Raw genomic sequence first — 13,845 nt, forward strand, 5'->3', positions numbered from 1 at the left:
GGGCCCCGGACTACACCCAGATCACCGACCTCAAGGTCCGCCAGGCGCTCGCCTGGGCCTACCCCTACGAGGACGCTGACCTCGCGGGCGGCTACATCGAGGGCGTCACCTCGATCCCCGGTGCCCAGCTGCTGCCCCCGGGCACGGCCGGTCGCAAGGACTTCAACCCGCTGCCCGACCACGAGCCGGGCTCGACCGACGTCGAGGCCGCCAAGGCTCTCCTCGAGGAGGCCGACGCAGTCGGCTACGAGATCTCCTTCCTCTACACCAAGGACTCCGACTCCGGCGTCAAGGTGAAGGACGCGATCGTCGCCTCGCTCACCAAGGCCGGCTTCAGCCCGAAGCCCGTCCCGACCACGATCGCCGACTTCTCGACGCTGCGTGCCGACCCCGACACGGACATCAACGTCCGTAGCGGTGGCTGGATCGCTGACTGGCCGTCGGGTGGCTCCTGGTTCCCGCCGCTGCTCAAGTCCACCGCGGTGGACAAGGGCATCCTGGGTGCCAACTACTCGAAGTTCAACGAGCCGGCGATCGATGACGAGATCAAGCGCATCCAGACCCTCCCGGTCGACGAGCAGGCTGCTGCCTGGGGCGAGCTCGACGACACCATCATGACCGACTACTTCCCGATCTTCGTGACCCGCTACGGCGGCGTCGCGCAGGCCTACGGGTCGGCCATCGAGGGTCACTTCATCGACAACACGATCGGCATGCCGACGTGGAAGAACATCTGGGTCAACAACTCCTGACCCGTCGCTGATGATCGGCGCCCGGCTCGTCCGGGCGCCGGCCATCGGCAGCATCGCAGCGGTGGCGGGACCGGTCCCCGGTCTCGCCACCTGCTGTGAGCAAGGCATGACGCGGGCCCGCGCGGTCCGTCACTCACACTTCTCACGCACGCCCCCGGGCCCGACTCCCGGTCGGACACCCAACCCCAGGAGGACCCTTGTTCGGGTATGTCGTACGGCGGATGATGTCCGCTGTCTTGGTGATCCTGCTCGCCTCGCTCGCAGTGTTCACGATCTTCTTCCTGGGACCGGCGAGCCCTGCTCAGCCGGTCTGCGAGGCTGCCAGTCGGGGCAACTGCACCCCCGAGCGCCTCGAGGCCATCGAGCGCTCGATGGGTCTCGACAAGCCGGTGCTCGAGGCCTACGGCGAGTACATGAAGGGGATCGCAGTCGGTCGCGAGGTCGTGATCGGCGCCGCCGAGTACGACTGCGACGCGCCCTGCTTCGGCATCTCCTACGGCACCCGCGTCCCGGTCACCGATGAGCTCAAGGAACGCATCGTGCCGACCCTGCTGATCGCCATTGGCGGGTCGCTGGTGTTCCTCACCGTCGGAGTCGGCATCGGCATCGCCGCGGCGGCACGTCGCGGCACGGTCGGCGACCGGGTGATGGTGAGCGGCTCGCTGCTCGTCTCCTCGGTGCCCTACTACCTGCTCTGCCTGCTGGCGTGGCTCTACCTGACCTTGAAGACCAACATCTTCCCGACGACGGGCTACTTCCCACTCTCGGACGGCGACCCGTTCAAGACCTTCTCCGGACTGCTCCTGCCCTGCCTGGTGCTCGGCATCGCCAGCTCGCCGGTCTACGCGCGCTACAGCCGCGGACAGATGGTCGACACCCTGGGCGACGACTTCATCCGCACGGCCAAGGCCAAGGGCCTGCGCAACCGCACGGTGCTGCTCAAGCACGGCCTGCGTGCCGCCATCGTGCCCATCGTGACGATCTTCGGCCTCGACTTCGGCACCCTGCTGGCCGGCACGATCTTCACCGAGAAGATCTTCGACGTCGACGGCATCGGCGTGTGGGGCCTCGACGCCATCCGGCCGCCCCAGGACCTCCCGATCCTGACCGTGACGGTGCTCATCGGAGCGGTGTTCATCGTCGTGTCCAACCTGATCGTCGACCTCGTGTACGGCGTGCTCGACCCGAGAGTGAGGATGGGATGAGCCAGACCACCCAGACCGGCCAGGACGCGAAGCCGATCCGCGACAGCGGCACGGGCGAGACGCCGTACCTCGTCGTCGACGACCTGACCGTCAAGTTCCCCACCGCTGACGGCCTCGTGCACGCGGTGTCCAACCTGAGCTACAGCGTCAGTCTCGGCCAGACCCTCGGCATCGTGGGCGAGTCGGGCTCGGGCAAGTCCGTCTCGAGCATGGCAGTGCTCGGGCTGCACGACGAGCGCTCCGCCCAGATCACCGGGTCGATCCGGGTCGACGGCAAGGAGATCGTCGGGCTCAACGACTCCCAGATGCGCGACATGCGCGGCAACACGGTCGCGATGATCTTCCAGGACGCGCTCGCCGCCCTCCACCCGTTCTACCGGGTCGGCGCCCAGCTGGCCGAGGCCTACAAGATCCACCACCCGTCGGCCTCGAAGAAGGAGGCCCGCAAGCGGGCCGTCGAGATGCTCGACCGGGTCGGGATCCCCGAGCCCCAGAGCCGGGTGGACGACTTCCCGCACCAGTTCTCCGGCGGCATGCGTCAGCGGGTGATGATCGCGATGGGGCTGATCAACGACCCGTCACTGCTCATCGCCGACGAGCCGACGACGGCCCTCGACGTGACGGTGCAGGCGCAGATCCTGGACCTGTTGCAGGACCTCCAGCGCGAGTTCAACTCCGCGATCATCATGATCACCCACGACCTAGGCGTCATCGCCGAGATGGCTGACGACGTCCTGGTGATGTACTCGGGTCGGTCGGTCGAGTACGGCCCGACCAAGGAGATCCTGGTCCACCCGGAGATGCCCTACACCTGGGGCCTGCTGTCGAGCGTGCCCGACGTCAGCTCCGACACCAACGCCCGGATGATCCCGATCCCCGGCACGCCGCCGAGCCTTCTCCACCCGCCCGTCGGGTGTGCGTTCGAGGCCCGGTGCACGCACAGCGACAAGGTCGGCGGAGACTTGTGCGCGACGACGCTCCCGGACCTGCGTCAGGGAGGTCGGGGCGTGTCCCACCTCAAGCGCTGCCACCTGGCCGACCCGGAGTCCATCTTCCAGGCCGAGGTGCTGCCGCTGATCGCACCCGAGCTCGCCGACAAGGGCGACAGCACCAACAGCACCAACAGCACCGAGGAGAACTGATGGCCGAGCACACGTCGTTCGGAGAGCTGGTCGAGTCGACCCACTCCGCGAACGTCCTCGACCCCGACGCACCGCCGGTGCTGACCGTCGACAACCTGCGGATGTACTTCCCGGTGAAGTCCGGCGGCGTGATCCGTCGCCGGGTCGGCGACGTCCAGGCCGTCGACGGAGTGTCGTTCGAGGTGCCCAAGGGCGGCTCGCTCGGGCTGGTGGGGGAGTCGGGTTGTGGCAAGTCCACCACCGGTCGTCTCATCACGCGGCTCTACACGCCCACCGGCGGGTCGATGAAGTTCGGCGAGCACGACCAGGACCTCGCCACGATCTCCGACAGGGAGATGAAGCCGCTGCGCCGTGAGGTGCAGATGATCTTCCAGGACCCGTACTCCTCGCTGAACCCGCGCCACACCGTCGGCACGATCGTCGGTACTCCGCTGCGGGTGCACAAGGTGGTCCCGAAGAACCAGGTGCTCAAGCGCGTGCAGGAGCTCCTCGAGGTGGTCGGGCTGAACCCCGAGCACTACAACCGCTATCCCAACGAGTTCTCCGGTGGTCAGCGGCAGCGCATCGGGATCGCACGAGCTCTGGCGCTCCAGCCCAAGCTGATGGTCGCCGACGAGCCGGTCTCGGCGCTCGACGTCTCGATCCAGGCCCAGGTCATCAACCTGATGCAGGACCTCCAGCGCGAGTTCGACATCGCCTTCCTGTTCATCGCCCACGACCTCGCGATCGTGCGTCACTTCTGCCCCGAGGTCGCGGTGATGTACCTCGGCAAGATCGTCGAGATCGGCGACCGCGAGAGCATCTACGGCGGCGCGCACCACCCCTACACGCAGGCGCTGCTGTCGGCTGTGCCCGACATCAAGCAGGCGGTGACCGGCGAGCGACGTGAGCGGATCCAGCTCACCGGCGACGTGCCCAGCCCGATCAACCCGCCTTCGGGCTGCCGCTTCCGCACGCGGTGCCCCATCGCCCAGGAGATCTGTGCCAAGCACGAGCCGCCGCTGCTGCAGATCGGCAAGCGTCACAAGGTCGCCTGCCACTTCCCGGGTCGGATCAACCAGCACCCGTCCGAGCCGATCACCTCGCGCCTGCTCGGGGTCGACGCGCAGGGAAGCCCCGACGCGGGCGCCAGCCCCAGCACGGACCTGAAGAACCAGCCCGGCTACGCCGACACCTGGTTCGACCTGGACACGAAGTCGTTTGGACGAGCCTGAGGCTCTCTTCGACACCGGCCCGTCGTTGCCGCCCGGACCCCCGGGAGGCGGCGGCGGGTCGCTTGCCGACCTCGGTGAAGCGGTCCGTGGGTCGGCGCCTCTTGCCGTACGGATGCGCCCGCGCACCCTCGACGAGCTCGCCGGCCAGACCCAGCTGAAGGCGGTGGGCTCTCCGCTTCGGCAGGTGATCGAGGGCGACCAGTCGCTCTCGTTGCTCCTCTGGGGACCGCCCGGCACCGGCAAGACGACGATCGCCTCGATCCTCAGCCGGCACACCGGTCGGCACTTCGTCGAGGTCTCGGCCGTCTCGGCCGGCGTGAAGGAGGTGCGTGCGGCGATCGACACTGCGCGCAACCGTCTGGTGCGCACGGGCGCCGAGTCGGTGCTCTTCGTCGACGAGGTGCACCGCTTCAGCAAGGCCCAGCAGGACGCACTGCTGCCCGGCGTCGAGAACCGCTGGGTCACCCTGGTCGCCGCGACGACCGAGAACCCGTTCTTCTCCGTGATCTCCCCGCTGCTCTCGCGCAGCCTGCTGCTGCGCCTGGAGTCGCTGACCGACGACGACGTGCGGGGCGTGATGCGCTCGGCGCTCACCGACGAGCGCGGCCTCGCGGGCACGCTGGAGATCGACGACGAGGCACTCGACCACCTGGTGCGACTGGCCGGGGGAGACGCCCGTCGTTCGCTGACCTACCTCGAGGCCGCCGCGGGGGCGGCGACGTCGCGCGGGCTCGACCGGATCGACGTCGAGGCCGCCGAGGCCGCCGTCGACCGTGCGGCGGTGCGCTACGACCGTCAGGGCGACCAGCACTACGACGTCACGAGCGCCTTCATCAAGTCGATCCGCGGCTCCGATGCCGACGCGGCGCTGCACTATCTCGCCCGGATGATGGAAGCCGGCGAGGACCCGCGCTTCATCGCCCGCCGCCTGGTGATCCTGGCGAGCGAGGACATCGGCCTCGCCGACCCCACCGCGCTGACGACGGCGGTCGCGACCGCGCAGGCCGTGCAGCTCATCGGGATGCCCGAGGCGAGCTTCAACCTCGCCCACGCGGTCATCGCGCTGGCCGTCGCCCCCAAGTCGAACGCCGTCACGACGGCCCTCGCCGCGTCGACGGCCGACGTCCGCGCCGGCAAGGTCGGACCGGTGCCTCCTCACCTGCGCGACGCCCACTACGCCGGGTCGCAGAAGCTGGGCCACGGCACGTCCTACACCTACAGCCACGACGCGCCCTTCGGCATCGCCGAGCAGCAGTACGCCCCCGACGTCGTCGCCGACGCGCAGTACTACCGGCCCACCGAGATCGGCGCCGAGGCCGCGATCAAGGAGCGCTGGGAGCGGGTTCGGCGGCTGATCCGGGGACGGTAGGGTCTGGCCACATGACTGCCGATTGGAGCGTGCCCGCCTGGGTGGTGCTCGCGACCCTCGGCGCGGTCCTGCTGCTGGTGCTCGGGGGGCTGCTCGTAGTGGCCCGGCTACGACGTGCTGCCGTGCGCACCGACGGAGAGGTTGCGGCTGCGCGGGCCGAGTCGGAGCTGCTGCGCACCCAGGTGCAGGCGATCGAGCAGCGGCTGAGCGCGACCGCCGCAGCCCGGACGGACCTCGATGTGGAGCAGCACGAGTACGTCATCACCAACCTCGGCGACAAGCGCTCCGAGGACGACGGTGAGCCGGCCCCTGCTGTGGACGGCCCGCTCTTCGCCGACCTCGTGCTGCGCGAGAGCGTCGTGCAGGCGGCGTCCCTCGCCGCCGGGCTGCGTCGTGCGCTCGCCCCGGAGCACCTCAACCGGATCCGCTTCGAGATGCGCCGCGAGCTCAAGCGCGCCCGCAAGCAGCGTCGCGCCGACGCGCGCCAGGCCCGCCGCGAGTACGAAGCTCGGCACCGTTCCGGAGAAGCCGGGGAAGCTGCCGCATGAACCACACCCCACGACGTTCTCCGCTTCCTCCGCTTCGCTCCTCCACCGAACAACGCCGCAGGGACCCCGTATGAAGCGTTCCCTCTGGTTCATGGCCGGGGCGAGCGCGGGGGTCTATGCCGCCGCGCGCGCTCGTCGGGCCGCCGAGATCCTCACGGTCGACGGTCTGCGCGATCGCGTGGGCGCCGTGATCGTGGGCGCCCGGCTCTTCCGCGACGAGGTGGCCCAGGGCAAGGCCGAGGCCGAAACAGATTTGCGCGAACGCATCACCCTAGGACTGGATCAGCGCCGAGAGCTGATGGCCGGCACATCGCCAAGCCTCCAGACCCCCACGACGACACCACACCAGGAAGAAGGCACCAGCTGATGGACACCGCGGAGATCCGACGGAGGTTCCTGGCCCACTTCGAGAATGCCGGCCACACCGCTGTCCCCTCGGCCTCGCTGCTGCTGGACGACCCGAACCTGCTGTTCGTCAACGCCGGCATGGTGCCGTTCAAGCCCTACTTCCTGGGCCAGGAGACGCCGCCGTACGACCGTGCGACGAGCATCCAGAAGTGCGTGCGCACCCCTGACATCGAGGATGTCGGCAAGACCACCCGGCACGGCACGTTCTTCGAGATGTGCGGCAACTTCTCCTTCGGTGACTACTTCAAGGAGCGGGCCATCGAGCTCGCCTGGGACCTCGTCACCAAGCCGCAGTCCGACGGGGGCTGGGGCTTCGACGAGGCCAAGCTCTACCCCAGCGTCTACGTCGACGACCACGAGGCCGTCGCGCTGTGGAAGAAGATCACCGGCCTGCCCGACGACCGCATCGCGCGGCTCGGCAAGTCGGAGAACTACTGGTCCATGGGCGTGCCCGGACCGGGTGGCCCCTGCTCGGAGATCCTCATCGACCGCGGACCGGCCTACGGCGCCGACGGCGACTTCTCTGCCGAGGACCGCTACCTGGAGTTCTGGAACCTCGTCTTCATGCAGGACGAGCTCAGTGCGGTGCGGTCGAAGGAGGACTTCGACATCGCCGGCCAGCTGCCGAAGAAGAACATCGACACCGGCATGGGCCTCGAGCGGGTCGCGTTCATGACGCAGGGCGTCGAGAACATGTACGAGATCGACGTGATGTTCCCCGTGATCGAGCGGGCGATGGAGCTGACCGGCCGGAAGTACGGCGCCGACCCGGTCGACGACGTGCGCTTCCGCGTGATCGCCGACCACGTCCGGTCCTCGATGATGCTCATCAGCGACGGCGTGACGCCGGGCAACGAGGCGCGGGGCTACGTCCTGCGGCGACTGCTGCGGCGCGCTGTCCGCTCGGTGCGACTCCTCGGCTACGAGGACCCCGCGCTGCCCGAGCTGCTGCCGATCAGTCGCGACAAGATGGGGGAGACCTACACCGACCTCCACTCCGACTGGGAGCGCATCTCGCGCGTCGCCTTCGCCGAGGAGGAGGCGTTCCGCAAGACGTTGGCCTCCGGGACGACGATCTTCGACACGGCTGCGGCGAAGGTCAAGAAAGCCGGTGGCACCTCGCTCGCCGGCGAGCAGGCGTTCGCCCTGCACGACACCTACGGCTTCCCGATCGACCTGACCCTGGAGATGGCGTCCGAGGCAGGGCTGTCGGTCGACGAGCCCGGCTTCCGCTCCCTGATGGCCGAGCAGCGCGATCGCGCGAAGGCCGACGCGAAGTCGAAGAAGGGCCAGCACGCCGACACCGGCGTCTACCGCGGCATCCTCGACGAGCACGGCCCCACCGAGTGGCTGGCCTACGAGACGCTCGCGACCGAGTCACGCGCCCTGGCCCTCCTGAGCGGCGGAGCGCCCGCCACGGTGCTCGGCAACGGTGAGGTCGGCGAGATCGTCCTCGACCGCACCCCGTTCTACGCTGAGTCCGGTGGACAGGTCGCCGACGCCGGCATCATCGAGTTCGACGGCGGGCGCCTCGAGGTGCTCGACGTCCAGCGTCCCGTGCGCGGGCTCGTGGTGCACCAGGTGCGGGTCGTCGACGGCGAGCTCTCAGCGGACGCCGTGGCCGGCTCCGGACAGCTGCACGCCCAGGTCGACCCCGACTGGCGCACCGGCGCTCGCCAGGCCCACTCCGGCACCCACGTCGTGCACGCCGCGCTGCGCCAGGTGCTCGGGCCCAGCGCCCTGCAGTCGGGCTCCTACAACCGCCCCGGCTACCTGCGCCTCGACTTCGGCTGGACCACCGGCCTCAGCCCCGCGCAGGTGCGCGAGATCGAGGACGTCTCCAACCACGCCCTGCGGGCCGACCTGGCCGTCGGCGCGCAGTACATGACCCTGCCCGACGCGAAGGAGTGGGGCGCGGTCGCGCTCTTCGGCGAGACCTACGACGCCGGCAAGGTGCGCGTCGTCGAGATCGGCGGACCCTGGTCGCGCGAGCTGTGCGGTGGCACGCACGTCGACCACTCCTCGCAGATCGGCACGATCGTCGTCACCGGAGAGGCCTCCGTCGGCTCGGGCAACCGCCGCATCGAGGCCTTCACCGGCGTCGAGGGATTCGCCTACCTGGCCAAGGAGCGCGACGTCGTGGGGCAGCTGACCGGGCTGCTCAAGACCCAGCCCGACGACCTCGTCGGCCGCGTCGGCGACCTCGTCGAGCGGCTGCGCGCCGCCGAGAAGGAGATCGAGAAGGTCCGCCTCGCCCAGCTGTTGTCGGGCGGTGCCGAGCTCGCTGCCGGTGCGCAGGACATCGGTGGCGTGCAGGTGGTGGCCCACCGGGTCGACGGCGCGGGCGGCGGAGACGTGCGCACGCTGGCCATGGACGTGCGCGGCCGCCTGCCGCACGACGCCCCCGGCCTCGTCGTCGTCATCGGTGCCGCCGACGGCAAGGTCTCGGTCGTGGCCGCCCTCAACGAGGCCGCCCAGGCACGTGGTCTCAGCGCCAACGACCTGGTGCGCGCGGTCGGTCCGTTCATCGACGGCAAGGGCGGCGGCAAGGCTGACGTCGCCCAGGGTGGCGGCACCGACACGAGCCGCCTCGACGAGGCCCTCGCCGCGGTCGGCGCCACCGTCGCCGCTGCGGTCTGAGCGGACAGGGGACGGCGTGAGGCACGGCGTACGGCTCGGCCTGGACCCGGGGGATGCCCGGATCGGTGTCGCGCGCAGCGACCCGTCGGGCTTCCTGGCCACGCCGGTCGAGACCGTGCGCACCGGCAAGGGTGACCTCAAGCGTCTCAAGCAGATCGTCGCCGAGATCGCCGAGGAGACCGCCGACGGAGTGATCGAGATCGTCGTCGGGCTGCCTCGCTCGCTCTCCGGCGCGGAGGGTCCGGCGGCAGTGAAGGTGCGGGCGTTCGCCGACCGGCTCACCACGTCCCTGGCACCGTTGCCCGTACGGCTGTGCGACGAGCGTCTCACCACCGTGTCGGCTGAGGCTATGCTGCGCGATCGTGGCACCAAGGGGGCCAAGCGCCGAGCGGTGGTCGACCAGGCCGCAGCGGTGTTCATCCTCCAGCACGCCCTCGACAGTGAGCGATCGACCGGAGTCCCTCCCGGCGAGCTCGTCGCCCGAACCCAGGAGCACGATGACTGAGCACGATCCCGCACCGGATTCCGTACCGGCGGACGAGTCGCTCCCGGACGAGCTTGCTGCAGAGCACCCCGAGGAGCACCCCGAGGAGCAGCCGCTGCCGCTCCCGGTCGGGAGCCGGCGCAAGCCACGCGGACGCCTGTCCGGCTGCATCCCCGTGCTCCTGGTGCTGGCGCTGCTGGGCGGCGGCGCCTACTTCGGCATCACGCGCGGCGCCGAGGCCCTGCGCGACCAGTTCCAGGAGACGGCCGACTACACCGGCCCCGGCCAGGGCAAGGTCGCCTTCCAGGTCAACGACGGCGACACCATCTCCGACATGGCCACGGGTCTCGTCGAGGCCGACGTCGTCGCCTCGCGGGAGGCCTTCACCGAGGCCGCCGCTCTCGACCCCGAGGGCTCACGCGGCATCCAGGTCGGCTTCTACGAGCTGCAGAAGCAGATGCGGGCCTCCGACGTCGTGCAGATCCTCGTCGACCCCTCCAACATCGTCTCCGACGTGGTGGCCGTGCCCGAGGGGCTCACCGTCAACCAGATCGTCGACATCCTGGCCAAGAGCACCGACTTCAAGGCCAAGCAGTTCACCAAGGCACTGAAGAAGTCCGACAAGCTCGGCCTGCCCGACTACGCCGACGGTAACCCTGAGGGCTACCTCTTCCCGGCGACGTACTCCTTCGGGCCCGACGCCAAGCCGCTCACGATGTTGACCGCGATGGTCGACCGGTGGCGGCAGGCCGCCGACTCGGCAGGTCTCGAGCAGGCCGCTGCCGATCTGGGCTACACCCCGCACGAGCTGATGACCATCGCCTCGATGGTGCAGGCCGAGGGCCGCGGGGATGACATGCCGAAGGTCTCGCGGGTCATCTACAACCGGCTCGAGAACCCCGACAACGGGATCACCCAGGGCTTCCTGCAGATCGACGCCACCGTCAACTACGCGCTGGGGCAGAGCCCGATCGCGCGGCTGACGATCGACCAGATCGACTCGGTCGCCGACTCGCCGTACAACACCTACCGTCAGCAGGGACTGCCCCCGGGCCCGATCGAGGCGCCCGGCGACGACGCGATCGCGGCGGCCTCCAGCCCCGACGATGGCGACTGGCTCTTCTACGTCACCGTCAACCTCGAGACCGGTGAGACGAAGTTCGCCGAGACCAACGAGGAGTTCCTCCAGTTCAAGGGCGAGTTCGACCAGTACTGCGCCACGCAGTCGGACCGGTGCTGATCGATTCTCCTTCGCACGGCGCACCCCAGCGGTGCGCCGTGCTCGGTGATCCGATCGCGCACTCGCTCTCGCCGGTGCTCCACCGCGCGGGCTATGCCGAGCTCGGTCTCGACTGGACCTACGAGGCGGTGCAGGTGCCCTCCGGAGGACTCTCGGCCTTCCTGGAGCACGACTCGGGCTGGCGCGGGCTCTCGCTCACGATGCCGCTCAAGCGCGAGGTGCTCGAGCTCGGTGACGAGCTCACCGACCGGGCACGAGCAGCCGGCGCGGCCAACACCGTCGTCCTCGACGGCGGACGGCTGCTGCTCGACAACACCGACCTGCCGGGGGCGGTGGCTGCCGTGCGCGAGCGCTTCAGCGGACCGGTCGACGAGGTGTCGGTGATCGGTTCCGGTGCCACCGCTGCCTCCATCGGTCTCGCGCTGTGCGAGCTCGGCGCTCGGACCGTGCGGGTCCTCTCGCGCGACGAGGGCCGGGCGGCGGCCACGATCGAGGTCATCGCCTCGCACGCCTCCGCCCCCGCGGTGACGTGGCGTGATCTCTCCGCGGTGACCTCCGAGGTGGTGCTGCCCGGCGACGCCGTCGTCTCGACCATCCCCGCAGAGGCCCAGGGCGTGGCGCTGGTCGAGGCGTGCCGCTCGACGAGCCTGGTCTTCGAGGCGCTCTACGACCCCTGGCCCACCCCGCTCGCCGCAGCGGCTCTCGCCCGCGGGCAGGCACTCGTCAGCGGGCTCGACCTCCTGGTGCACCAGGCGGCGCTCCAGTTCGAGCTCTTCACCGGTCAGGTCGCCCCCGTGGCCGTGATGCGCTCCGCCGGCGAGACCGCTCTCGCCGCTCGCGCGCAGGCGTGACCAGTCGATGAGCGACGTGCTGGTCGGACCGCTCGCCGGGCTCGTCTGCGCGCTCCTCGGCGCGCTCGTGCCGTGGGTGATCGCCAGGCTCCCGCAGCCCGCACCCGTCGCTGAGCCCGTGGAGGGCGTCGCGCTCACCGCAGCGCAGCAGACGCTGCTCGACGAGGGTCCGGTGCCGACGTACGTCGAGCTGGCCGCGCGCCCGGGCACCCGGTCGACGCTCGTGGTCGTGGCCGGTCTCAGCGGCGCGCTCCTGGGCTGGTCACTGGGTGCCACGTGGGTGCTGCTGCTCGTGCTGCCGCTCGCGCCGCTCGGTGCGGCCCTGGCGCTGATCGACCTGCGCTGCCGACTGCTGCCCTCGCGCCTGGTCCTTCCCGCGACCGGGCTGGCGATCGGCTACGGCGTCGCAGCCTGGCTGCTGGACGGGTCGGCCGACGACCTCGTGCGGGGCCTCATCGGTCTGGCGGCGGCCCGCTCGGTCTTCTGGGTGCTGTGGTTCGTGCGCTCGGCAGGAATGGGTTTCGGCGACGTACGCCTCTCGGCGCTGCTCGGTTTCGTGCTCGCCTACCTGGGCTGGGCGGAGTACGCCGTGGGCCTCTACGCGCCGTTCCTGATCTTCGCCCTGCCCGGGCTGCTGCTCGCGATCGTGCGACGCGACCGGTCGCTGCTCAAGCAGGCCTACCCGTTCGGTCCCTTCCTGCTGGCCGGCGCCCTGCTGGGGATCCTGCTCGGCGAACCCCTCCTGAGGAGTCTCATCGCGGGGTGAGGGGGCAGAGCCGTAGGTGGTCGATGGAAGACTGGCCCCATGTTGCGTTGGCTCACTGCGGGTGAATCCCATGGCCCATCCCTGGTCGCGATCCTCGAGGGCCTGCCGGCCCACGTCGAGGTCACGTCCGACGACATCTCCGACTCCCTTGCCCGGCGTCGTCTCGGTTACGGCCGCGGCGCCCGGATGAAGTTCGAGCAGGACCAGGTCACCATCAGCGGCGGCGTGCGTCATGGTCGCACGCAGGGCGGTCCGGTGGCGCTCATCGTGGGCAACACCGAGTGGCCCAAGTGGGAGACGGTCATGTCGGCCGACCCGGTCGACGCCGAGATCCTCGACGCCCAGGCGCGCAACGCTCCGCTCACGCGGCCCCGTCCGGGTCACGCCGACCTGGCGGGCATGCAGAAGTACGACTTCGACGAGGCGCGCCCGATCCTCGAGCGTGCCTCGGCCCGCGAGACCGCCGCCCGCGTGGCGCTCGGCCGCGTCGCCTCCAACTTCCTCGAGCAGGCCGTCGGCGCCCGGATCGTCTCCCACGTCATCGAGCTCGGCGGCGTGCGTGCCCCGGCCGGTCTGTGGCCGCAGGCCGACGACGTCGCCCGCCTCGACGAGGACCCCGTGCGGTGCCTCGACCCCGAGGCGGCAGCCGCGATGACCGCGCGCATCGACCAGGCCCACAAGGACGGCGACACGCTCGGCGGCGTCGTCGAGGTCGTCGTCCACGGACTCCCGCCGGGCCTCGGCTCGCACGTGCACTGGGACCGTCGCCTCGACTCGCGTCTCGCCGGGGCCCTGATGGGCATCCAGGCGATCAAGGGCGTCGAGGTCGGCGACGGCTTCGAGCTCGCGGCCACGCCTGGCTCGCTCGCCCACGACGAGATCGTGCCCACCGACGACGGCATCCGTCGCGTCTCCGACCGCTCCGGCGGCACCGAGGGCGGCATGACCACCGGCGAGGTGCTGCGGGTGCGCGCCGCCATGAAGCCGATCGCGACCGTGCCGCGAGCGCTGCGCACGATCGACGTCACCACCGGCGAGGCTGCGGTGGCCCACCACCAGCGCTCCGACGTGTGTGCGGTGCCGGCCGCCGGCATCGTGGCCGAGGCCATGGTGGCGCTGGTGCTCGCGGACGCCGTCGTCGAGAAGTTCGGTGGCGACTCGGTCGGCGAGACCCGGCGCAACTACGAGACCTACCTGGCCAACCTGAGGTACTCGTGACCTCCGGC

At 70.2% G+C, this 13,845-nt stretch carries 13 protein-coding genes; all 13 read left to right on the forward strand.

Annotated features, from left to right (window positions below):
* Nucleotides 1-752 (forward strand): ABC transporter substrate-binding protein (locus tag VOI19_RS03255; RefSeq protein WP_323791525.1); only part of this gene is annotated, 752 nt, incomplete at its 5' end.
* Nucleotides 753-949: 197 nt separating this feature from the next.
* Nucleotides 950-1,957 (forward strand): ABC transporter permease, encoded by a 1,008-nt coding sequence (locus VOI19_RS03260; RefSeq protein ID WP_323791526.1) that lies wholly within the window; start codon nt 950-952, stop codon nt 1,955-1,957.
* Nucleotides 1,954-3,099: an ABC transporter ATP-binding protein gene (locus tag VOI19_RS03265; RefSeq protein ID WP_323791527.1), complete on the forward strand. Its 1,146-nt coding sequence runs from the start codon at nt 1,954-1,956 to the stop codon at nt 3,097-3,099. Before VOI19_RS03260 ends, VOI19_RS03265 begins: the two co-directional genes overlap by 4 nt.
* 101 nt (nt 3,100-3,200) lie before the next feature.
* Nucleotides 3,201-4,313, forward strand: a complete 1,113-nt coding sequence (locus tag VOI19_RS03270) for an ABC transporter ATP-binding protein (RefSeq protein ID WP_416366313.1) — start codon at nt 3,201-3,203, stop codon at nt 4,311-4,313.
* Nucleotides 4,300-5,682, forward strand: a complete 1,383-nt coding sequence (locus VOI19_RS03275) for a replication-associated recombination protein A (RefSeq protein ID WP_323791529.1) — start codon at nt 4,300-4,302, stop codon at nt 5,680-5,682. The genes VOI19_RS03270 and VOI19_RS03275 overlap by 14 nt, the downstream gene beginning before the upstream one ends.
* Nucleotides 5,683-5,693: 11 nt before the next feature.
* Nucleotides 5,694-6,230 (forward strand): hypothetical protein, encoded by a 537-nt coding sequence (locus VOI19_RS03280; RefSeq protein WP_323791530.1) that lies wholly within the window; start codon nt 5,694-5,696, stop codon nt 6,228-6,230.
* Nucleotides 6,231-6,300: 70 nt separating this feature from the next.
* Nucleotides 6,301-6,597 (forward strand): DUF6167 family protein, encoded by a 297-nt coding sequence (locus VOI19_RS03285; RefSeq protein WP_323791531.1) that lies wholly within the window; start codon nt 6,301-6,303, stop codon nt 6,595-6,597.
* Nucleotides 6,597-9,278, forward strand: coding sequence for an alanine--tRNA ligase (gene alaS, locus VOI19_RS03290; protein ID WP_323791532.1), 2,682 nt, complete (start codon nt 6,597-6,599; stop codon nt 9,276-9,278). The genes VOI19_RS03285 and alaS overlap by 1 nt, the downstream gene beginning before the upstream one ends.
* A gap of 16 nt (nt 9,279-9,294) precedes the next feature.
* The gene (gene ruvX, locus VOI19_RS03295) at nt 9,295-9,783 is read left to right on the forward strand and encodes a Holliday junction resolvase RuvX (protein WP_323791533.1); all 489 of its coding nucleotides are present in this window, start codon (nt 9,295-9,297) and stop codon (nt 9,781-9,783) included.
* Nucleotides 9,776-11,002, forward strand: coding sequence for an endolytic transglycosylase MltG (mltG, locus tag VOI19_RS03300; RefSeq protein ID WP_323791534.1), 1,227 nt, complete (start codon nt 9,776-9,778; stop codon nt 11,000-11,002). The genes ruvX and mltG overlap by 8 nt, the downstream gene beginning before the upstream one ends.
* On the forward strand, nt 10,996-11,853 hold the full coding sequence (locus VOI19_RS03305) for a shikimate dehydrogenase (RefSeq protein WP_323791535.1): 858 nt from the start codon (nt 10,996-10,998) through the stop codon (nt 11,851-11,853). Before mltG ends, VOI19_RS03305 begins: the two co-directional genes overlap by 7 nt.
* Before the next feature lie 7 nt (nt 11,854-11,860).
* Nucleotides 11,861-12,619, forward strand: a complete 759-nt coding sequence (locus VOI19_RS03310) for an A24 family peptidase (RefSeq protein WP_323791536.1) — start codon at nt 11,861-11,863, stop codon at nt 12,617-12,619.
* Between the two features lie 39 nt (nt 12,620-12,658).
* Entirely contained in the window at nt 12,659-13,837 is a 1,179-nt protein-coding gene (aroC, locus tag VOI19_RS03315) for a chorismate synthase (protein ID WP_323791537.1), read from the forward strand.
* Nucleotides 13,838-13,845 lie beyond the last annotated feature (8 nt).

It is taken from the genome of Nocardioides sp. (assembly GCF_034670285.1).
Classification (GTDB): Bacteria; Actinomycetota; Actinomycetes; order Propionibacteriales; family Nocardioidaceae; genus Nocardioides.

Bases quoted from the DNA above. Each gene is read 5' to 3' on its own strand.
- VOI19_RS03265 (WP_323791527.1), top strand. From the start codon at position 1,954: ATGAGCCAGACCACCCAGACCGGCCAGGACGCGAAGCCGATCCGCGAC.
- VOI19_RS03270 (WP_416366313.1), top strand. From the start codon at position 3,201: ATGTACTTCCCGGTGAAGTCCGGCGGCGTGATCCGTCGCCGGGTCGGC.
- VOI19_RS03280 (WP_323791530.1), top strand. From the start codon at position 5,694: ATGACTGCCGATTGGAGCGTGCCCGCCTGGGTGGTGCTCGCGACCCTC.
- VOI19_RS03285 (WP_323791531.1), top strand. From the start codon at position 6,301: ATGAAGCGTTCCCTCTGGTTCATGGCCGGGGCGAGCGCGGGGGTCTAT.
- alaS (WP_323791532.1), top strand. From the start codon at position 6,597: ATGGACACCGCGGAGATCCGACGGAGGTTCCTGGCCCACTTCGAGAAT.
- mltG (WP_323791534.1), top strand. From the start codon at position 9,776: ATGACTGAGCACGATCCCGCACCGGATTCCGTACCGGCGGACGAGTCG.
- VOI19_RS03310 (WP_323791536.1), top strand. From the start codon at position 11,861: ATGAGCGACGTGCTGGTCGGACCGCTCGCCGGGCTCGTCTGCGCGCTC.
- aroC (WP_323791537.1), top strand. From the start codon at position 12,659: ATGTTGCGTTGGCTCACTGCGGGTGAATCCCATGGCCCATCCCTGGTC.